General features: G+C 66.6%; 22 protein-coding genes. 10 read left to right on the forward strand and 12 right to left on the reverse strand.

Going from position 1 to position 19,595, the window contains the following annotated elements; all coding sequences use genetic code 11:
* Positions 1-4 precede the first annotated feature (4 nt).
* Genes paaB through WIX39_RS10445 form a run of 5 tightly spaced genes read right to left on the reverse strand, consistent with a single transcriptional unit; the run spans position 5 to position 3,926 of the window.
* The gene (gene paaB, locus WIX39_RS10425; protein ID WP_081265691.1) at positions 5-301 is read right to left on the reverse strand and encodes a 1,2-phenylacetyl-CoA epoxidase subunit PaaB; all 297 of its coding nucleotides are present in this window, start codon (positions 299-301) and stop codon (positions 5-7) included.
* Positions 298-1,308: a 1,2-phenylacetyl-CoA epoxidase subunit PaaA gene (gene paaA, locus WIX39_RS10430; protein WP_081265692.1), complete on the reverse strand. Its 1,011-nt coding sequence runs from the start codon at positions 1,306-1,308 to the stop codon at positions 298-300. Before paaA ends, paaB begins: the two co-directional genes overlap by 4 nt.
* A 39-nt stretch (positions 1,309-1,347) precedes the next feature.
* On the reverse strand, positions 1,348-2,661 hold the full coding sequence (gene paaK / locus WIX39_RS10435; protein ID WP_106935491.1) for a phenylacetate--CoA ligase PaaK: 1,314 nt from the start codon (positions 2,659-2,661) through the stop codon (positions 1,348-1,350).
* Positions 2,662-2,676: 15 nt separating this feature from the next.
* Entirely contained in the window at positions 2,677-3,120 is a 444-nt protein-coding gene (paaI, locus tag WIX39_RS10440; protein ID WP_106935490.1) for a hydroxyphenylacetyl-CoA thioesterase PaaI, read from the reverse strand.
* Between the two features lie 2 nt (positions 3,121-3,122).
* A complete protein-coding gene (locus tag WIX39_RS10445; RefSeq protein ID WP_106935489.1) occupies positions 3,123-3,926 on the reverse strand; it encodes an enoyl-CoA hydratase-related protein in 804 nt (267 codons plus the stop codon).
* 149 nt (positions 3,927-4,075) lie between these two features.
* Between WIX39_RS10445 and WIX39_RS10450 the strand changes: the two genes are divergently transcribed.
* Positions 4,076-4,678: a phenylacetic acid degradation protein PaaY gene (locus tag WIX39_RS10450; RefSeq protein WP_106935488.1), complete on the forward strand. Its 603-nt coding sequence runs from the start codon at positions 4,076-4,078 to the stop codon at positions 4,676-4,678.
* A gap of 64 nt (positions 4,679-4,742) precedes the next feature.
* Positions 4,743-5,363 carry a TetR/AcrR family transcriptional regulator gene (locus tag WIX39_RS10455; RefSeq protein ID WP_106935487.1) on the forward strand — a complete coding sequence of 207 codons (621 nt, stop codon included), beginning with the start codon at positions 4,743-4,745 and terminating at the stop codon, positions 5,361-5,363.
* A gap of 66 nt (positions 5,364-5,429) precedes the next feature.
* Here WIX39_RS10455 and WIX39_RS10460 read toward each other — a convergent pair whose 3' ends face one another.
* Positions 5,430-5,813, reverse strand: a complete 384-nt coding sequence (locus tag WIX39_RS10460) for a nuclear transport factor 2 family protein (RefSeq protein ID WP_081265698.1) — start codon at positions 5,811-5,813, stop codon at positions 5,430-5,432.
* Positions 5,814-5,926: 113 nt separating this feature from the next.
* On the opposite strand from WIX39_RS10460, the gene WIX39_RS10465 reads away from it, so the two are divergent.
* The gene (locus WIX39_RS10465; RefSeq protein ID WP_081265699.1) at positions 5,927-6,865 is read left to right on the forward strand and encodes a LysR family transcriptional regulator; all 939 of its coding nucleotides are present in this window, start codon (positions 5,927-5,929) and stop codon (positions 6,863-6,865) included.
* Between the two features lie 104 nt (positions 6,866-6,969).
* On the opposite strand, the gene WIX39_RS10470 is transcribed toward WIX39_RS10465, so the two are convergent.
* The 6 genes from WIX39_RS10470 to WIX39_RS10495 form a co-directional block, all read right to left on the reverse strand.
* A complete protein-coding gene (locus WIX39_RS10470; protein WP_106935486.1) occupies positions 6,970-7,878 on the reverse strand; it encodes an amino acid ABC transporter substrate-binding protein in 909 nt (302 codons plus the stop codon).
* A 9-nt stretch (positions 7,879-7,887) separates the two neighbouring features.
* Positions 7,888-8,265, reverse strand: coding sequence for a VOC family protein (locus tag WIX39_RS10475; protein ID WP_409196338.1), 378 nt, complete (start codon positions 8,263-8,265; stop codon positions 7,888-7,890).
* Positions 8,266-8,528: 263 nt separating this feature from the next.
* On the reverse strand, positions 8,529-9,566 hold the full coding sequence (locus tag WIX39_RS10480) for a VWA domain-containing protein (protein ID WP_081265702.1): 1,038 nt from the start codon (positions 9,564-9,566) through the stop codon (positions 8,529-8,531).
* A complete protein-coding gene (locus WIX39_RS10485; RefSeq protein ID WP_081265703.1) occupies positions 9,563-10,552 on the reverse strand; it encodes a DUF58 domain-containing protein in 990 nt (329 codons plus the stop codon). Before WIX39_RS10485 ends, WIX39_RS10480 begins: the two co-directional genes overlap by 4 nt.
* Positions 10,533-11,546 carry an AAA family ATPase gene (locus WIX39_RS10490; RefSeq protein WP_081265704.1) on the reverse strand — a complete coding sequence of 338 codons (1,014 nt, stop codon included), beginning with the start codon at positions 11,544-11,546 and terminating at the stop codon, positions 10,533-10,535. Before WIX39_RS10490 ends, WIX39_RS10485 begins: the two co-directional genes overlap by 20 nt.
* Before the next feature lie 48 nt (positions 11,547-11,594).
* Positions 11,595-12,605 (reverse strand): S1C family serine protease, encoded by a 1,011-nt coding sequence (locus tag WIX39_RS10495; RefSeq protein WP_409195013.1) that lies wholly within the window; start codon positions 12,603-12,605, stop codon positions 11,595-11,597.
* An 89-nt stretch (positions 12,606-12,694) separates the two neighbouring features.
* Here WIX39_RS10495 and WIX39_RS10500 point away from each other — a divergent pair, with 89 nt between their 5' ends.
* From WIX39_RS10500 to WIX39_RS10530, 7 genes are all read left to right on the forward strand, one after another.
* On the forward strand, positions 12,695-13,555 hold the full coding sequence (locus tag WIX39_RS10500) for a TatD family hydrolase (RefSeq protein ID WP_409195014.1): 861 nt from the start codon (positions 12,695-12,697) through the stop codon (positions 13,553-13,555).
* 133 nt (positions 13,556-13,688) lie between these two features.
* Positions 13,689-14,129, forward strand: a complete 441-nt coding sequence (locus WIX39_RS10505; protein ID WP_081265707.1) for a hypothetical protein — start codon at positions 13,689-13,691, stop codon at positions 14,127-14,129.
* 97 nt (positions 14,130-14,226) lie between these two features.
* The gene (locus WIX39_RS10510; protein ID WP_409195015.1) at positions 14,227-14,760 is read left to right on the forward strand and encodes a DNA-deoxyinosine glycosylase; all 534 of its coding nucleotides are present in this window, start codon (positions 14,227-14,229) and stop codon (positions 14,758-14,760) included.
* Entirely contained in the window at positions 14,760-15,545 is a 786-nt protein-coding gene (locus tag WIX39_RS10515) for a spermidine synthase (RefSeq protein ID WP_409195016.1), read from the forward strand. Before WIX39_RS10510 ends, WIX39_RS10515 begins: the two co-directional genes overlap by 1 nt.
* Positions 15,542-17,338, forward strand: coding sequence for a GspE/PulE family protein (locus tag WIX39_RS10520; RefSeq protein ID WP_081265710.1), 1,797 nt, complete (start codon positions 15,542-15,544; stop codon positions 17,336-17,338). The genes WIX39_RS10515 and WIX39_RS10520 overlap by 4 nt, the downstream gene beginning before the upstream one ends.
* 124 nt (positions 17,339-17,462) lie before the next feature.
* Positions 17,463-17,951, forward strand: coding sequence for a tripartite tricarboxylate transporter TctB family protein (locus tag WIX39_RS10525; protein WP_081265711.1), 489 nt, complete (start codon positions 17,463-17,465; stop codon positions 17,949-17,951).
* Positions 17,952-17,970: 19 nt separating this feature from the next.
* Positions 17,971-19,482 carry a tripartite tricarboxylate transporter permease gene (locus WIX39_RS10530; protein WP_081265712.1) on the forward strand — a complete coding sequence of 504 codons (1,512 nt, stop codon included), beginning with the start codon at positions 17,971-17,973 and terminating at the stop codon, positions 19,480-19,482.
* The last annotated feature ends 113 nt before the right edge of the window (positions 19,483-19,595 follow it).

The following is a 19,595-nucleotide window of genomic DNA, read 5'->3' on the forward strand; positions in this document are numbered from 1 at the left end:
CTGCTCACATGTGGTCGACCGACTTGGGCAGCGCGTAGAAGGTCGGGTGGCGGTAGACCTTGTCTTCCGCCGGGTCGAAGAACATGTCCTTGTCGCCCGGGTCGCTGGCCACGATCTGCTCGGAGCGCACCACCCAGATGCTGCTGCCTTCCTGGCGGCGGGTGTACACGTCGCGCGCCATCTGGATCGCCATCTTCGAATCGGCCGCGTGCAGGCTGCCGCAGTGCTTGTGGTCGAGGCCGGCCTTGCTGCGCACGAATACTTCCCACAGGGGCCACTCTTGTTTCTGTTCGACGGTCATGCCGCCTCCTTCATCGGTTGCTTGTTGGCATGGGCCATCGCGGCTTCGCGCACCCATGCGCCTTCTTCCCAGGCGTCGACGCGGGCCTGCAGCCGCTCGCGGTTGCAGGGGCCGTCGCCGCCGATCACGCGCCAGAACTCGCTCCAGTCGATGGCGCCGAAGTCGTGCGCCTGGCGCTCCTCGTTCCACTTCAGGTCGGGGTCGGGCAGGGTCACGCCGAGGATGCGCGCCTGCTCCACCGTGGCGTCGACGAACTTCTGGCGCAACTCGTCGTTGCTGAAGCGCTTGATGCCCCAGCGCATCGACTGCGCGCTGTTGGGCGACTGGTCGTCCGGCGGGCCGAACATCATGATCGAGGGCCACCACCAGCGGTTGACCGCGTCCTGCACCATGGCCTTCTGCGCGTCGGTGCCGTGGGTCATCATGGTGAGCAGGGCTTCATAGCCCTGGCGCTGGTGGAAGCTTTCCTCGCGGCAGATGCGGATCATGGCGCGCGCATACGGCGCATACGAGCAGCGGCAGATCGGCACCTGGTTCATGATGGCGGCGCCATCGACCAGCCAGCCGATGGTGCCCATGTCGGCCCAGGTGAGCGTGGGGTAGTTGAAGATCGAGCTGTACTTGGCCTTGCCGCTGTGCAGCGCGTCGAACATCTGGTCGCGCGAGGTGCCCAGCGTCTCCGCCGCGGCATACAGGTAGAGGCCGTGGCCGCCTTCGTCCTGCACCTTGGCCAGCAGGATGGCCTTGCGCTTGAGCGTGGGCGCGCGGCTGATCCAGTTGCCCTCGGGCAGCATGCCGACGATTTCCGAGTGCGCATGCTGGCTGATCTGCCGCACCAGCGTCTTGCGGTAGTGCTCGGGCATCCAGTCTTTCGCCTCGATGAAGTCGCCAGCGTCGATGTGGGCGTCGAAGCGCTCCTCGAGCCGCATCTCTTCGGCGGAGCGCACGGCCTTCTGCTTGCCGTCGCCTGCGTCCTTGCCCATGGTGTCCATTGCCTGGGTGTACATGTGCGTGTCCTTTGGAAAGAGGGTTGAAGCGGCGCGCGCTCAGCGCGGCCGGGTGTCGAACACGCGCCGGGCCTTGCCGGTCTGCGTGCGTTCGATGGAGTCGGGGTCGAACACGCGCACCGTGGTCGAGATGCCGACCAGCGTCTTCACGCGGTCCTGCACCCAGCTCGCGATGGCCTTGCGTTCGCTCTCGTCGATGCTCGTGCGCGGCTGCAGCTCGCAGTGCACCTCGACCTCGTCGAGCAGCCCGTCGCGGCGCACGTGCACCTGGTAGAGGCCCGACAGGCGCTCGTGCGCGAGCACGATCTCCTCCACCTGCGTGGGAAAGACGTTGACGCCGCGGATGATCATCATGTCGTCGCTGCGCCCGACGATCTTGCCCATGCGGCGGAACGCGCGCGAGGTGGGCGGCAACAGCCGCGTGAGGTCGCGCGTGCGGTAGCGCACGATGGGCATGGCTTCCTTGCTCAGCGAGGTGAAGACCAGTTCGCCTTCTTCGCCGTCGGCCTTCAGCTCGCCGGTCTCGGGGTCGATGATCTCGGGGTAGAAGTGGTCTTCCCAGATCACGGGTCCGTCCTTGCTCTCCACGCATTCGCTGGCCACGCCCGGGCCCATCACTTCGCTGAGGCCGTAGATGTCCACCGCGTCGATGCCGGCCTTGGCCTCGATGTCGCGGCGCATGGCTTCGGTCCAGGGCTCGGCGCCGAAGATGCCGATCTTCAGCGAGCTGTCTTTCGCGTCGAGGCCCTGGCGCTCGAACTGCTCGATGATCACCTGCATGTAGCTGGGCGTGACCATGATGATGTCGGGCTTGAAGTCCTGGATGAGCTGCACCTGCTTCTCGGTCTGGCCGCCCGACATCGGGATGACGGTGCAGCCCGCGCGCTCGGCGCCGTAGTGCGCGCCCAGGCCGCCGGTGAACAGGCCGTAGCCGTAGGACACGTGGATCATGTCGCCGGCACGCCCGCCGGCCGCGCGGATGGAACGCGCGACCAGGTCTGCCCAGGTGTCGATGTCGTTCTTCGTGTAGCCCACCACGGTCGGCTTGCCGGTGGTGCCCGACGAGGCATGGATGCGCGCCACCTGCGTGCGCGGCACGGCGAACATGCCGAAGGGGTAGTTGTCGCGCAGGTCGCTCTTCACCGTGAACGGAAACTTCGACAGGTCGGCCAGCGACTTCAGGTCGCCCGGGTGCACGCCCTTGGCGTCGAAAGCCTTGCGGTAGTGCGGCACGTTGTCGTACGCGCGCTGCAGCGTGGCGCGCAGGCGGGTGAGCTGCAGTGCCGCGATCTCGTCGCGGCTGGCGGTTTCGATGGGGTCGAGTTCGCCGGGGGCGGGGTGTCTGGCTGTCATGGTCTGGATGTCTCCTCAGGCAGCGACGGCGGGGCGGCCCTTGGCCGTGTAGGAGCGGCCGCGGAACATCGCGATGCGCTCGCCGCGCTGGTTGGTGATTTCGGTGTCGTACACGCCGGTGCGGCCGGCCTTCGACACCTCGTGGCAGCGCGCGGTGAGCAGGTCGCCCTCGCGCGCCGGGGCGATGAAGTCGATGGAAAAGCCCGAGGCCACGGTCAGCTCGTTGTACGAGTTGCAGGCGAAGGCGAAGGTGGAGTCGGCCAGCGTGGCCATGAAGCCGCCGTGGCAGGTGGCGTGGCCGTTGAGCATTTCGGAGCGCACGCGCATCTCGATCGTGGCCTGGCCGGGGCCGACCTCGACGATGCGCATGCCCAGGCCCTTGGTGGCGTTGTCGTTGGCGAACATGCCGTCGCGGACGTATTCGGCCGTCTGCTGCGGCGTGCGTTGTGTGTCGGTCATGCTCAGCGGTCCTTGAAGACGGGCGCGCGCTTGGCGCGGAAGGCCTCGACGCCTTCGCGGTAGTCGTCGGCGTTGCCCAGGTCGCGCTGGATGCGGGCTTCTTCGGCGAGGGCGGTGTCCAGGTCCATGTCCTGCGCGGCGGCCATGGTCTGGCGGGTGGCGACGAGGGCGCGGGTGGGCATGCCCGCCAGCTTCGTGGCGAGCGCGGCGGCTGTTTCGGCCAGGGCCGCGTCGTCCACGCACTGCCAGATCAGGCCGATGCGCGCGGCTTCCTCGGCGGGCAGCTTGTCGCCGAGCATCGCGATGCCCAGCGCGCGGGCCGAGCCGACGAGGCGCGGCAGCAGCCAGGTGCCGCCCGTGTCGGGCACGAGGCCGATCTTGGTGAAGGCCTGGATGAAGCTGGCCGAGCGGCCCGCCACCACGAGGTCGCAGCACAGCGCCAGGTTGGCGCCCGCGCCGGCGGCCACGCCGTTGACGGCGGCAACCACCGGCACCGGCATCGAGCGCAGGCGCGCGACGAGCGGGGCGTAGTAGCTGGAGATGACATGGCCCAGGTCCTTGGGCGCGGCACCGGGCGTGGGGTCGGGCGCGACCGACGGGTCGGCCAGGTCTTGCCCCGCGCAGAAGGCGCGGCCGGCGCCGGTGAGCACCACGCAGCGCACGACCTCGTCGTTCGCCGCCGCTTCGAGGGCGGCCATCAGCTCGGCATGCAGCCCGGTGGTGAAGCTGTTGAGCGCCGCGGGGCGGTTCAGGCTCAGCGTGCGCACCGCGCCCGCGTTGCTGATGAGTACCAAAGGCTCAGTCATTGCGTGTCTCTTTCGTCCTTCGTGGGAGGCGGCCTGGCGTGCAAACACTATTGACCGACCGTTCGGTTGATTTTAGGATCGACCTCGATTCCGACACAAGCGGGGTCGCTTCAGGGCAAACCCTGAGACCCGAAGACAAAGGAGACCGAATGCCCAGCTATTCCATCGACGGCGTGATCCCGGTCGTCGATCCGAGCGCCTACGTGCACCCCACGGCCGTGCTCATCGGCGACGTGATCGTCGGCCCCAACTGCTATGTGGGCCCCTGCGCCAGCCTGCGCGGCGACTTCGGCCGCATCGTGCTGGAGGAGGGCTCGAACGTGCAGGACCATTGCTGCGTGCACGGCTTTCCCGACAACGACACGGTGATCGAGGCCAACGGCCACATCGGCCACGGCGCGATCCTGCACAGCTGCATCGTGCGGCGCGACGCGCTGGTGGGCATGAACGCGGTGGTCATGGACGAGGCCGAGATCGGCGAGAAGGCCATCGTCGCGGCCTGCGCCTTCGTGCCGGCCGGCATGAAGGTGCCGGCGCGCTCGCTGGTGGCGGGCATCCCGGCCAAGGTGAAGCGCGAGCTGACCGAGGACGAGATCGCCTGGAAGCTGGAAGGCACGCACACCTACCAGGCGCTCACGGTACGCAGCCTCGCCAGCCTGCACGAGGTAGCGCCGCTCGCCCGGGTGGAGCAGGGCAGGCCGCGCCTGCCGGCCACCGACGTGCGCTCGCTCATCGCGACCAAGCGCGGCTGAACGCGATCGCGCTTCGTGCAAGATCGCGCGTTGTTCCAACAGCCCAACCCAGGAAACCGACCCGATGCCGCGTGGAAGATCCGCCACCTACGACGACCAGCGTGAACTGATCCTCGCGCAGGCCGCGCAACTGTTCGCGCGCAGCGGCTACCCCGCCACCTCGATGAACCAGGTGGCAGAGGCCTGCGGCCTCTCGAAGGCCACGCTCTACCACTACTACAAGGACAAGAGCAGCCTGCTGATCAGCATCGCCGAGACGCACGTGTCCAAGCTCGCCGCCCTGGTGGCCGAGGAAGAGGCCTCGACGCAGACCGACGAAGAGCGCCTGCGCCGCTTCATCTACCGCATCGTCGAGGAATATGCCGGCGCGCAGGACGCGCACCGCGTGCTGACCGACGACGTGCGCTTTCTCGAAGAGGCCGACCGCGAGCGCGTGCTCGACAAAGAGCGCGAGGTGGTCGCGGGCTTTGCGCGCGCCGTCTCGGCACTGCGCCCCGGCGCGCCGAGCGACGACCTCGCCAAGCCGCTGACCATGCTGCTGTTCGGCATGATCAACTGGATGTTCACCTGGATGAAGCCCGACGGCCGGCTCGACCACGCGGCCATCGCGCCGATCGTGGCCGATCTGTTCCTGGGCGGCATCGGGGCGGTGAAGACGCCGCAGATCACGAAGAACACGCGCTGAAGCATCCGTGGCCTTCCACGGTTCGGCGCCGCTGCACGAACACGCCGTCGCGATCGCTGGCAGTACTCAGGGCGCGACGTGCGTGTGGTAGATCTTGCTGACCACGGTCCACTTGCCGTCGACCTTCAGCAGATTGAAGAAGTCGGTGAAGCAGAAGCCCGAAATGTCGTTGGTGTCGATCCGGGCGCTGGCGGCGGTGCCCACGATGTCGATGCCGACGATCACGCCCTGTGCTTCGGGCGACGGGCGGAAGGCGCTGTCGATGGTGTCGAACAACCCCTGGATCGGGCCGCCAGTCAACTGGCCATCGGCCCCGACGCCAAAGATGGTCGCCTGCTCGCTGAAGGCCGGTTTCATGATGCTGCTGCTGGCCTGCTTGCCGCCTTCGTTGTACTTCTGCAGCACTTCGGCGATGGCCTTGTATTCCTGGACGTAGATGGGATTGCTCATGGTTTTCCTGGTTGAGGTTGGAGAGCGTTGGGCTCCGTCATTCGTTGCGTTGTATTGAACGATTCATTCGATGAATCATTGACCTCTTCATCGATATTTGAGATGCTCGTGCGGTGATTGGCGAACTCAAGACCTTCATCGCGGTGTGCAAGCACGGCACCTTCGCGGCAGCGGGGGACCGCATCGGTCTTACCCAATCCGCGGTGAGCAGCCAGATCAAGCGGCTGGAAGAGGCCTTGGGTTTCGAACTGTTCGATCGAACCGGGCGCTCCGCCACCTTGAACGTTGCGGGGCAGACGACCCTGCCGCGCGCCGAAGAGATCTGCGCGCTGTTCGCAAAACTCGGGGAGCTGCCCGAGGACAATGCCACCAGAGGATTGCTGCGCATAGGCTCGATCGCTTCGGCCCAGCCCACGTTGCTGGCACGCGCGCTCGAAAAGCTCCGCAAGGCCTTTCCACTGGTGCGCGTGCATGTGTCGCCGGGCGTTTCGATGCGCTTGATGGATGACCTCGATGCGGGAAAGATCGATGCGGCGGTCATCATCCGCCCACCTTTCGGCCTGCCTTCCGATCTGACGTGGCAGGCGCTGATTCACGAGCCTTATGTGCTGGTGGTACCCAAGGCCTTGCCCGTGACGAAGGACTGGCGCGCGCTGATTCAGCAGCAGCCGTTCCTTCGGTATGACCGGGCTTCTTTCGGCGGCCGCATGGTCGAGGGATTTCTCCGCCGCGAGGCGGTCTCGGTCAACGACGCGATCGAGATCGATGAGATTCCCGGATTGATCCACCTTGCTTCCAAGGGCCTGGGGGTCGCGCTGGTTCCGCTGGTCGAAGCGCACCTTCCCCTGCCTTCCGGAGTCCGTGTCGTTTCGCTCGGGGAGTTCACCTTCTACCGCGAGATCGGCCTGCTGCAACGCAAGCCGCGGGTCAGTCCACCGATCGTGGCGCATTTTGCAGAGCACCTGCGGGAGGCCGCCGATGCGCAGCCGGGCAACCCGCTGCTGCCCACGCGCGGCCGCGCGGGAAAGTCGGGCCGCCTGCGCAAGCCGTAGCCGTGCACCTGGACCAGGCACCCGGGCGGATGGCCGTCCCGCGTGGCGCAAGATGGATGCAGTGCGCGAGGCGGCAACGCGTCGTCTGGGGGCAATGGGGCGCATCAGCGTGCCTCGTAAGCCTCCAGCGGCTTGTCCGACGGAGCGGCCCAGGCGGCCTTGGTCATGGCGTTGGCCGGCAGCCCCACCCTGGCGCCATTGGGAGGGATGGGCTGCATGAACCACTTGTCGTAGATGCGTGAGACTTCGCCACTCCTGGCGAGTGCCAGGATGCTGTCGTCGACCATCTTCTTGAATGCCGGGTCGCCCTTGCGGAACATGATTGCAATGGGCTCGACACTGAAGACCTGATCCAGGAGCCTGTACTTTTCCGGTTCCTTGCTCCTGGAAATCAACGTGGCCAGAATCTGGCCGTCTGCGATGAAGCCCTCGGCGCGGCCACCTTCAAGAAGCAGGAAGCCTTCGCTGTTGTCCTTGGACAGCACTTCGGATACGCCCGCCACGCCGTCGCGCCCGAGCCTTCGCAGCGCTTGCACGGACGTGCTGCCGGTGGTGGCCGCGACCGTCTTGCCGGCCAGCTGCGCAGGTGATGCGATGCCCGAGTTCGTCTTGACGGCGATTCGGATGCCCTCGACATACAACGTGGGCGCGAACGCGACGTCCTTCTGCCGCGCTGCATTGTTGGTGGTCGTCCCGCATTCGATATCCACCGTGCCGTTCTGTACGAGGGGGATTCGGTTCTGCGGTGTCACGAGCTGGTACTTCACGTCGATCTTGTCGAGGTGCAGCGCCTTCCTGATGTCGGCGATGACTCGCTCGCAGATCTCCACATGAAAGCCTGTGTACTTTCCGGGGCCCAGCGTGAAAGACATGGCGCCCGAAGCATCGCGCACGCCCATGGTGATGGAGCTCGACTCCTTGATCTTGCCCAAGGTGTCGGACTGGGCCGAAGCAGAAGCGCAGGCGACCAGCATGGCAGCCAATGCCACCGATTTCGTGTTGCTCGTGGGCATGGCGGGCTTTCAGCGTGCGAACAGCGAGCTCAGGTCGGCAAAGGACTTCATCTCGATCGCGTTGCCCGAGGGGTCGAGAAAGAACATCGTGGCCTGTTCGCCGGGCTCTCCCTTGAAGCGCACGTAAGGTTCGATCACGAACTGTGTCTGACGCGCCACCAGCTTGTCGGCCATGCGCTGCCATTGATCCATCGGCAGGATCGCGCCGAAGTGACGTACCGGCACGTCGTGGCCGTCCACGGCGCTGCTCTGCCGATGACCGCATTCGTCCGGGGCCAGGTGGGCCACGATCTGATGGCCGTAGAAGTCGAAGTCGACCCATTCCGGCGCGCTGCGGCCCTCGGGGCAACCGAGCAGTTCGCCGTAGAACGCTCGAGCTTCGGCAATGTCGCGGACAGGAAACGCCAGATGGAACGGGATGCGGGTGGTCGCGGTGGACATGAAAGTTTCGCCAGTCAGAGTTGAACCGGGCGCAACTTTAAGGAGGGACTTCAATGATCGAAAGTGATTTATTTTCTTGCTGAGCAGCACGAAAATCGATCATTGAAGGCCAGTCTGGCCACCTTCGCCAGGCTCGCTAGCCGGGCGCGAGTGCGAAACCGCTGCGGTCGCGGCGGTCGTGTCCGATTACCGCCGGATGACTCCGGACGCTAGAGGATGCGGTTGAACCAGAGCAGCGACAGCCCCGCCGACAGCAGCGTCAGCACCGCCGCGCCGAGCGCGAACAGCGCCGAGATCTCGGTTTCCTTCTTCTCCACGGTGAGCTTGGTGCTCAGCGTTTCGTAGACCTTCTTCAGGTCGCTCGCCGTGCCGGCGTAGAAGTACTCGGCATTGGTCTTCTGCGCGATGGCCTTGAGCGTGTCCTCGTCGAGGCGCACGCGCATCGACCAGCCCTCGAAGCCGATGGTCTCGCCGTCGACGGTGCCCACGCCCACGGTGTAGATGCGCACGCCGCGGTCGGCCGCGGCCTTGGCTGCGTCGAGCGGATCGACGCCGGTGGTGCGCTGGCCATCGGTCAGCATGATGATCGCGGCCGAGGTGAACGAGCCGGGCGCCACGGGCGTGAAGTCCTTGAGCTTCTTCTCCGACGAGTCGATGGCCGCGCCGCGCTGGCGGCTCGGCGCGCTGAACTGCTCCACGTCCAGGCCGGCGTCGGGGAACAGCGTGGCCAGCGACACCACGATGGCATTTCCGGTGGCCGTGGCGCGCTGCAGCTGGAAGCTGTCGATGGCGGTCACCAGGTCTTCATGGTTGGTGGTCGGCAACTGTGCCACCTGCGCGCTGCCGGCGAAGGCCACCACGCCCACCTTCACGCTGCGCGGCAGGTCCTTGATGAAGCTCTTGGCCGCCTCCTGCGCCGCCACCAGCCGGTTGGGCAGCACGTCGGCCGCGCGCATGCTGCCCGACACGTCCATCGCGAGGATGATGGTCTGCTGGTTCGACGGCAGCACCACCACCGCCATCGGCCGGGCCGCGGCGATCAGCATCGCGGCCATGGCCAGCAGGAACAGCGCGGGCGGAATATGGCGGCGCATCGTCTGGCCCGCGCCCATGGCCTCGCGCACGATCGACAGGCTGGCATAGCGCACCGCCAGCTTCTTCTTGCGGCGTATCAGCCAGACGTAGAGCAGCACCAGCAGCGGCAGCGCCGCCAGCAGCCAGAGGAATTGAGGCCAGAGAAAAGTCATGCTGCCACCGCCTTCATGCCTGCGAGGCCGATGCGCGTGCGGCGCTTGCGCATATCGGCGAAACGGACGATGGCTTCCACCAGGTCGTCGCTGGTCGAGAGTTCGAGCGCGTCGACGCCGGCCTTGGCCAGAGCGCCGCGCAAGGCGGCTTCGCGCTCGGCCGCGATGCGGGCGAAGCGCTTGCGAAAGCCCGCGTCGTGGGTGTCGACCCAGAGCTGCTCGCCCGTCTCGGCGTCGCGCAGCGGCACCAGCCCCAGGTCCGGCAGCTCGAGTTCGAGCGGGTCGAACAGGCGCACGGCAACCACTTCATGGCGCTGCGCCAGCTGGCCCAGCGGGCGTTCCCAGCCGGGCTCGCTCAGGAAGTCGGACACCACGAACACGGTGGAGCGGCGCGGCATCAGCGTGGCGGCCGACTTGAGCAGGGTGTCCAGCCGCGTCATGCCCTTCTGCCGGGGCGTGTGCTCCGCCTTGTCGGCGCGCTTGTCCATCGCATGCAGCAGGTGCAGCACATGGCGGCGCCCGCTGCGCGGCGGAATCACCGCTTCGAGGTCGCTGCCGTAGACCAGCGCGCCGACCCGGTTGCCGTGTCGGGTGAGCAGCCGCGCGAGCACGCCGACGAAGCCGGCCGAGATCTCGCGCTTGGCCTTCAGGCCCGAGCCGAAGTCGACCGAACGGCTCAGGTCGAGCACGAACCACGCGGTCATCTCGCGGTCTTCGGTGAACACGCGCACATGCGGCGTCTGCAGCCGCGCGGTGACGTTCCAGTCGATGTGGCGAACGTCGTCGTGGTGCTGGTACTCGCGCAGGTCGGCCAGGTCGAGCCCGGCCCCGCGCATCAGCGTGCGGTAGTCGCCCTGCAGCAGGCCGTCGAGGCGGCGGATCACCGTCCACTCGAGCCGGCGCAGCGCGCGTTCAGCGCCGCCGGCTTCAGCGGCGAGCCGTTCGTCGTTCGCGGCCGCGGGGGCCTTACGCCACCAGCTTTTCATGTTCGAGCGGCTTGGGTGGGGCGGGGACCGCGCGCATGATCTTGTCGACCAGCCCATCGGGCGTCAGGCCTTCGGACAGGCCTTCGTAGGACAGCGTCACGCGGTGGCGCAGCACGTCGGGCACCAGCGCGGTCATGTCCTCGGGCAGCGCGTAGCTGCGGCCGCGCAGCAGCGCCAGGGCGCGCGCGCCTTCGGTCAGGCTGATGCTGGCGCGCGGGCTGGCGCCGAAGGTGATGAAGCGGCGCAGGTCCTTCAGGCCGTGCTTCTCGGGCGTGCGCGTGGCCGACACCAGCTTCACCGCGTACTGGATGAGCGAAGGGTCGACATACACGCGCCGCGCCTCGGCCTGCAGCTCGGCCAGCTGCTCGGTGGTGGCGACGGGCGTGGCCGCCACGGGCGCGCCGATCACGCGCTGGACGATGACGAACTCTTCCTCGTCGCTCGGGTAGTCGACCATGACCTTCATCATGAAGCGATCGACCTGCGCCTCGGGCAGCGCGTAGGTGCCTTCGGTCTCGATGGGGTTCTGCGTGGCCATCACCAGGAACGGTCGCGGCACCTTGTGGGTTTCGCCGGCGATGGTCACCTGCCGCTCCTGCATCACTTCAAGCAGCGCGCTCTGCACCTTGGCCGGCGCGCGGTTGATTTCGTCGGCCAGCAGCAGGTTGGCGAACACCGGGCCCAGCGAGGTGCTGAATTCGCCGGTCTTCTGGTTGTAGATGCGCGTGCCCACCAGGTCGGCCGGCACCAGGTCGGGCGTGAACTGGATGCGCTTGAACTGGCCGCGCACGGTGTCGGCCAGCGTCTTGATGGTGAGCGTCTTCGCGAGGCCCGGCACGCCTTCCACCAGCAGGTGCCCGCCCGCGAGCATGGCGACCATGACGCGCTCCAGGAAGCGGTCCTGCCCGACGACCACGCGCTTCACCTCGTAGAGGATCTGCTCCATCAGTTCGGCGGTGCCGGCGGGCGTGGGGGCGGCTGTCTCTGTGCTCATGCGAAGGGCTTTCGAAGAAGTAGAGGCTGGGTCTGGGTAGAAGATCGATCAGAACGGCGGCGAACCGGCGGCCGAGGCGGCGGTCTCGATGGGCACCGCGAAGCCGATGCCGATGAAGGTGCGCTGCTGCGTCGGGTTCAGGATGGCGGTGACGATGCCGAGCACCTCGCCGTCCATGTTGATGAGCGGGCCGCCCGAATTGCCAGGGTTGGCGGCGGCGTCGAACTGGATCAGGTTGCCCAGCTCCTGCTTGCCCTCGGGCGAGCGGAAAGAGCGCTTGAGCCCCGACACCACGCCGGCCGACACCGAAGGCCCGATGCCGAACGGAAAGCCCACCGCGGCCACCTGGTCGCCGGAGCGCAGGTCGGCGGTGGAGCGCATGGTGGCGGGAATCAGGTCGTCGGGCACCTTCTGCGCCTGCAGCACCGCGAGGTCGTTCTCGGGCTGCACGCCGGTGATGGTGGCCACGGCTTCCAGGCCGTCGAAGAAGGTGACCTTGATCTTGTCGGCGCCCGCGACCACGTGCAGGTTGGTGAGGATGACGCCCTTGTCGACGATCACCACGCCGGTGCCCACGCCGCGCTCGACCTCGCCCGACGGGCCGCCGTCGTTGGGTGCTTCCGGCGGCTTGCCCTTGGCCATGTTGCGCCCGCGCTTCTGGACCTTGGCTTCCGGCGTGTTCTTCTCCTCGCCGTAGCTCACCACCCGCACCACCGACGGCCGGATGATGTCGGCCGCCTTGGCGGCGGGCGAGGGCAGGGTGTTGGTCTGCAGCGTTCGCAACACGGCCGCGTCGATGTCTTTCTGGGTGAGCGCCTTGCCGCCGGGCCGGGGCGCCCACAGCGCGGTGCCGGTGACAAGGGCGGCGCACAGCACGATGAGCAGCGCGAAACTGCGGCGCCCTGGCTGCCAGCCCGTCCTGGGGGGCTTGGAGGCGACAGGCGGCGGTACGGCGCCGTCCGCTTCGGACGATGCCGATGCATCCGCCCGATCGGCCGCATCGTCTGCGGCCGGTGGCAGCGTGCGGGGCGATCGGCTGTAGAAAGCAGGCCTGCGCATCGGAGCACCTCCGGCAAAAAATATCGCGTGAAGGAGTTCACAGTAGCACGCTTTCCGAGCCTGCGCATCCCTTCGGGCATCATCGCGCGATGGCTACCTTCATCGATACCCACTGCCACCTGGACGCGCACGAATTCGGTGCCGAGATGCCCGCCATCCGCGCCCGCGCGGCCGAACGCGGCGTGGCCATGTGCGTCATCCCCGCGGTGGCCGCCTTCAATTTCCAGGCCGTGCGGGAGCTGGCCCACCTGCAGGGCGACGCCTATGCGCTGGGCATCCATCCGCTGTGCACCGGCCAGGCCGCCGACGCCGACCTGGAGGCGCTGGACGCCGAACTGACCGCGCGGCGCGACGACCCCCGGCTGGTGGCGGTCGGCGAGATCGGGCTGGACTATTTCGTCGAGGGCCTGGACGGCGACAGGCAGGAGCGGTTTTTTCACACTCAGTTGCAACTGGCACGCAAGCACGGGTTACCCATCCTCATCCATGTGCGGCGTTCGGTCGACAAGGTGCTCAAGCACCTGCGGCAGACGGCGGGCGGCAAGCCGTGGCTGGGCATCGCCCATGCGTTCAACGGCAGCGAGCAGCAGGCCGAGGCGTGCATCGCCCTCGGGCTGAAGCTGGGCTTCGGCGGGGCCGTGACATTCGAGCGCGCCCTCCAGTTGCGTCGGCTGGCGGCAAGCCTGCCGATGGAGTCGATCGTGATGGAGACCGATGCGCCCGACATACAGCCTCATTGGCTCTACCGCACGCAGGCCCAGCGCGACGCCGGCCAGCCGCAGGGCCGCAACGAGCCCGGCGAGCTGCCGCGCATCGCGGAAGTGGTGGCCGGGTTGAGGGGCATCGGCATCGAGGAACTGGCCGCGGCCACCACGCGCAATGCGCTCGACGTGCTTCCGCGGCTACAGATTCTCATGGCCATGTCGGAACGCGCGCCCCACATCGCGTAGGCCAATGTCCCGACCTGCATCCGTGTATGCAGAGGTTGCAAATTTGCTGTCATCCTTTGGGTTCGCTAGCTCGTTGCTAGACCAGTGGCAAGTCAGTCACTGCTAAAAACTTCATCCAACAAGGAGCCTTTTCATGACCACGTCTTTCATTCGCACGATGCCCGTTGTTCTCGCGCTGGCGCTCGCCTCCATCGGCGTGTCGGCTGTGGCTCAGACCACGGCACCCGCCACCGCCACGCCGGCCACCGCCCAGCCGAGCACCACCGAGAAGGTGAAGGAAGCCGGCAAGGACGCTGTGAACGCCACCGAGCGCGGAGCGGAAAAGGCCTACGACGCCACCAAGCGCACGACCAAGAAGGCCGTGAACGCCACCGAAAATGGCACCAAGAAGGCATGGAACGCCACCAAGCGCACCACCAAGAAGGCCACCAACGCCACCAAGAACGCCGCCGCCAAGACGGGCGAAGTCGTCGAGAACGCCGGCCACAAGACGGCCGACGGCATGCGCTCCACCGGCAAGGCCATCGGCGAGAAGATCCCCGGCACGGCCGAGAACGAAGCCGCCAAGAAGTAAGCAAGCCCGGACCTGTTCCGGCATTCGCAAAAAAACCCGCTCCGGCGGGTTTTTTCATTTTTGCTCGCTGGCGGAAGGCGGTGGCACGATACCGTCCATGAAGCTTCCCGTCGCAACCGATGCCGCCGCCAGCGCCGTGCTCACCGGCCTGCAGCCCATCGTCTCGCCAAAGACCGTCGTACTCATCCTCGGCAGCTTCCCCGGGGTCAAGTCGCTCGAGCGGCAGCAGTACTATGCACACCCTCAAAACCAGTTCTGGAAGATCCTGCAAGCCGTGTGGCCCGACATTCCCCTTCCCTCGGGCGCCGACAGCTACGGGCCGCGCTGCCGGTGGCTGCTCGATCGCGGCCTGGGCGTGTGGGACGTGTATGCGTCCTGCGAGCGCGAAGGCAGTCTCGACTCCGCCATCCGCGCGCCCGTGGTGAACGACATCGCCGGGCTGCATCTGCCGAAGCTCGCGGCCATCGCCCACAACGGCGGCGAGAGCTTCAAGCACGCGCGCCACACCCGGACGCTGGGCGTGCCGGTCTACCAGCTGCCTTCCACCAGCCCCGCCAATGCGTCATGGAGTTTCGAGCGCAAGCTCGGCGCCTGGCGCGAGGTTCTGGCTGCCCACAATCTAGTCGTCTGATGGCATCGAGCAAAACCCCCGTCTCTCTTCCCGAAGTCAATTTTTCCGACTGGGGCGACATCCGTTATCTGCACCTCGGCACCGAATGGGTCCAGGGCTCGATGAAGATCGACGCGCCCTTCGAGATCGAACTCGAGTACGTGCAGCGCATGATGGCCTGGCTGCTGTTCGCCGACGGCAAGACCGTGGCCAGCCGCCACGCGATGCAACTCGGCCTGGGTGCCGCCACGCTCACCAAGTTCAGCCGCAAGATCCTGCGCATGCGCACCACCGCGATCGAGCTCAATCCGCAGGTGGTGTCGGCCTGCCGCGGCTGGTTCAAGCTGCCGGCCGACGACCCGAAGCTGCGCGTGGTGATCGCCGACGCGGCGGCCGAGATCCGCAAGCCCGAATGGCACGGCACGGTCGATGCGCTGCAGGTCGACCTCTACGACCACGAGGCCGCGGCGCCCGTGCTCGACAGCGAAGACTTCTACGCCGACTGCCGCGCGCTGCTCACCGATGACGGTTGCATGACCGTCAACCTTTTCGGACGCTTGTCGAGCTACGAGCGCAGCCTCGAGAAGATTGCGAGTGCCTTCGGCGCGGACGCGGTCTGGGCCTTCAAGCCGACGCGCGAAGGCAACACGGTGGTGCTCGCGCAGCGCACGCCGAGCCGCCCCAAGCGCGAGGCGCTTGCCGAGCGCGCCCAAACGATCCAGACTCGATGGGGCTTGCCCGCACCCAAGTGGCTGCGGGTGTTCAAACCCCAGAACCCGACACTCACCCGAACCACCGGCTCATGAGCGCTGTACCCGCTGCTTCCGTTTCCGCCTCGCCGGCCTCGCGCCACGAAGGCCCGCTCGATCTGCGGCGCCTGATCGAATGGCTCGCCTCCGACGGCGTGATCTCCCCGGTCGAAGCCAAGCGCACCATCGCGCGCTGCGCCCAGGCCGAGAGCCGCCAGGCACCGCTGGTGCGCCTGGCCAACGTGGCGATGACCCGCGAGAGCGACAGCAAGCCGCTCGACCTCGAGATGCTCACGCAATGGCTCGCGGGCCGTGCCGGCCTTACTTACTTGCGCATCGATCCGCTCAAGGTCGACGTGGGCAAGGTGGCCGACACCATGAGCGCGGCCTATGCGGAGCGCCACAAGGTGCTGCCTGTGCAGGTGTTGCCCAACGAGGTGGTGGTGGCCACGGCCGAGCCCTTCCTCACCGACTGGATCGCCGAGGTCGAGCGCCAGTCGCGCCGCACGGTGCGCCGCGTGGTCGCCAACCCGGCCGACATCCAGCGCTACACGGCCGAGTTCTTCTCGCTCGCGAAGTCGGTGCGCGCCGCGCAGAAGGCCGGCGGCAACACCGGCGGCGCGAGCTTCGAGCAGCTGGTGGAGCTGGGCAAGAGCAACAAGCAGCTCGACGCCAACGACCAGAGCGTGGTGCAGGTGGTCGACTGGCTCTGGCAATACGCCTTCGACCAGCGCGCGAGCGACATCCACCTGGAGCCGCGCCGCGAGCAGGGCGTGATCCGCTTTCGCATCGACGGCATCCTGCATCCGGCCTACCAGATGCCGATGGGCGTGATGAACGCGATGGTCGCGCGCATCAAGCTGCTCGGCCGCATGGACGTCGTCGAGAAACGCCGCCCGCTCGACGGCCGCATCAAGACCCGCAACATGCGCGGCGAAGAAGTCGAAATGCGCCTGTCGACCCTGCCCACCGCTTTCGGCGAGAAGATGGTCATGCGCATCTTCGACCCCGACACCGCGGTGAAAGACCTCGACGCGCTGGGCTTCTCGCAGCACGACGCGCAGCGCTGGGAACAACTGGTCACGCGGCCCAACGGCATCATCCTGGTGACCGGGCCCACGGGCTCGGGCAAGACCACCACGCTGTACTCCACGCTCAAGCGCGTGGCCACCGAAGAGGTCAACGTGAGCACGGTGGAAGACCCGATCGAAATGATCGAGCCGTCGTTCAACCAGACGCAGGTGCAGCCGCAGCTCGACTTCGGCTTCACCGAGGGCCTGCGCGCGCTGATGCGGCAGGACCCGGACATCATCATGGTCGGCGAAATCCGCGACCTTGCCACCGCCGAGATGGCGGTGCAGGCCGCGCTCACCGGCCACCTGGTGTTCAGCACGCTGCACACCAACGACGCGCCAAGCGCCATCACGCGGCTCATGGAGCTGGGCGTGCCTTCCTACCTCATCAACGCGGTGATGCTGGGCGTGCTCGCGCAACGCCTGGTGCGCACGCTGTGCCCGCACTGCAAGCAGCCCGACGACACCGTCACGCGCGAGAGCCTGGAGACCATCGTCAAGCCGTGGCAGATCACGGGCTCGGTGCGCGCGTACAAGCCGGTGGGCTGCGTCGACTGCCGCATGACCGGCTACATGGGCCGCATGGGTCTCTACGAACTGCTGAGCATCAGCGAGCCGTTCAAGACGCAGGTCACCAAAGAGCCCAACCTGGCGGGCCTTCGTCGCCAGGCCGTGATCGACGGCATGCGCCCGCTGCGCCTGGCCGGTGCGCTGCGCGTGGCCGAGGGCGTGACCACCATCGAGGAAGTGCTCAGCGCCACGCCGCCGCTCGAATAGCGACGCAAAGGCCCGTGTGGCCTTTCGGGTTATCCCTAGGCCTTCGGTTAGTGGAACCCACATCGGGCTGACCGGGAGCTGACTCCACAATCGCCTCCATCGAAAATATTCGAGGAGTTCGGTTGTGAAAATCAAAAGTCAGAAAGACTTTTTCTCGGGTCTGATGTTCACGGTCGTGGGCGTGGCGTTCGCATGGGGCGCCACCACCTACAGCGTGGGCAGCGGCGCCCGCATGGGTCCGGGTTACTTCCCGTTGATGCTCGGCATCCTGATGGCTCTCATCGGCCTGGGGATCATGTTCAGCGGCCTCACCGTTGAAACCAACGACGGCGAAAAGATCGGCAAGTGGGCCTGGAAGCAGGTGGTGTTCATCCTGGGCGCCAACCTCGCGTTCGGCATTCTGCTCGGCGGCCTGCCGAGCATCGGCGTGCCGGCCATGGGCATGATCATCGCGATCTACGCGCTGGTGATCATCTCGAGCCTCGCAGGCAACGAGTTCGACCTCAAGAAAGTGCTGATCCTCGCGACCGTCCTGGCCGTGGGCAGCTACGTTGCATTCATCTGGGCGCTGAAGCTCCAGATCCAGGTCTGGCCGACCTTCATCACCGGCTGAGAAGAAAGCTGCTCACATCATGGAATTGGTTGAACACCTCTCGATGGGTTTTGGCGTTGCCTTTACCTTCACCAACCTGCTGTACTGCCTGGTCGGCTGTATTCTGGGTACGCTGATCGGCGTGCTCCCCGGCATCGGCCCGGTCGCGACCATCGCGATGCTGCTGCCCGCCACCTACGCGCTGCCTCCTGTGTCGGCGCTGATCATGCTGGCCGGCATCTACTACGGCGCGCAATACGGCGGCTCCACCACCGCGATTCTTGTGAACCTGCCGGGCGAATCCTCGTCGGTGGTGACCGTGATCGACGGCTACCAGATGGCACGCAAGGGCCGCGCGGGTCCGGCACTCGCCGCCGCGGGCCTGGGCTCGTTCTTCGCGGGCTGCGTGGGCACGCTGATCCTGGCCGCCTTCGCGCCGCCGCTGACCGAACTGGCCTTCAAGTTCGGCCCTGCCGAATACTTCTCGCTGATGATCCTGGGCCTGATCGGTGCCGTGGTGCTGGCTTCGGGCTCGCTGCTCAAGGCCATCGCGATGATCGTGCTGGGCCTGCTGCTCGGCCTGGTCGGTACCGACGTGAACTCCGGCGTGGCGCGCTACAGCTTCGACATTCCGGAGCTGACCGACGGCATCGGCTTCGTGGCCATCGCCATGGGCGTGTTCGGCTACGGTGAAATCATCGCCAACCTCTCGCGTCCCGACGACGAGCGCGAAGTGTTCACCGCCAAGGTCTCGGGCCTGTTCCCGACCAAGGAAGACTTCAAGCGCATGATTCCCGCCGTGCTGCGCGGCACTGCGCTGGGTTCGGCACTGGGCATCCTGCCCGGCGGCGGCGCGCTGCTGGCGGCTTTCGCGGCGTACACGATCGAGAAGAAGACCAAGCTGAAGCCGGGCGAAGTGCCCTTCGGCAAGGGCAACATCCGCGGCGTGGCGGCTCCCGAATCGGCCAACAACGCCGGCGCGCAGACCTCCTTCATCCCGCTGCTGACGCTGGGCATTCCGCCCAACGCGGTGATGGCGCTGATGGTGGGTGCCATGACCATCCACAACATCCAGCCCGGCCCGCAGGTGATGACCAGCAACCCCGAACTGTTCTGGGGCCTGATCGCCTCGATGTGGATCGGCAACGCGATGCTGATCATCCTGAACCTGCCGCTGATCGGCATGTGGATCAAGCTGCTCTCGGTGCCGTACAAATACCTGTTCCCGGCGATCGTGCTGTTCTGCGCGATTGGCGTGTACTCGACCAACAACAACACCTTCGACGTGTGGATGGTCGGCATCTTCGGTCTGGTGGGCTACACCTTCTTCAAGCTCGGATGCGAACCCGCGCCGCTGCTGCTGGGCTTCATCCTGGGCCCGATGATGGAAGAGAACCTGCGCCGTTCGCTGCTGCTGTCGCGCGGCGACTGGAGCGTGTTCGTCACGCGTCCGATCTCGGCGAGCCTGCTGGCTGCAGCTGCATTGCTGCTGATCATCGTGCTGCTGCCGGCTGTGAAGTCGAAGCGCGAAGAAGCTTTCGTCGAAGACTGATCTTCCAGTTTTTTGCACGCTTCAAGACGGCGCCTTCGGGCGCCGTTTTTGTTTGTGCTGTTGTCGATGGTGGGGCTGCTGTTCAGGGCGGGTGCACAGGGCGCCGGGTGCTC

Origin of the sequence: Variovorax sp. AB1(2024) (genome assembly GCF_037482385.2) — a bacterium.
Lineage (GTDB): Bacteria > Pseudomonadota > Gammaproteobacteria > Burkholderiales > Burkholderiaceae_C > Variovorax.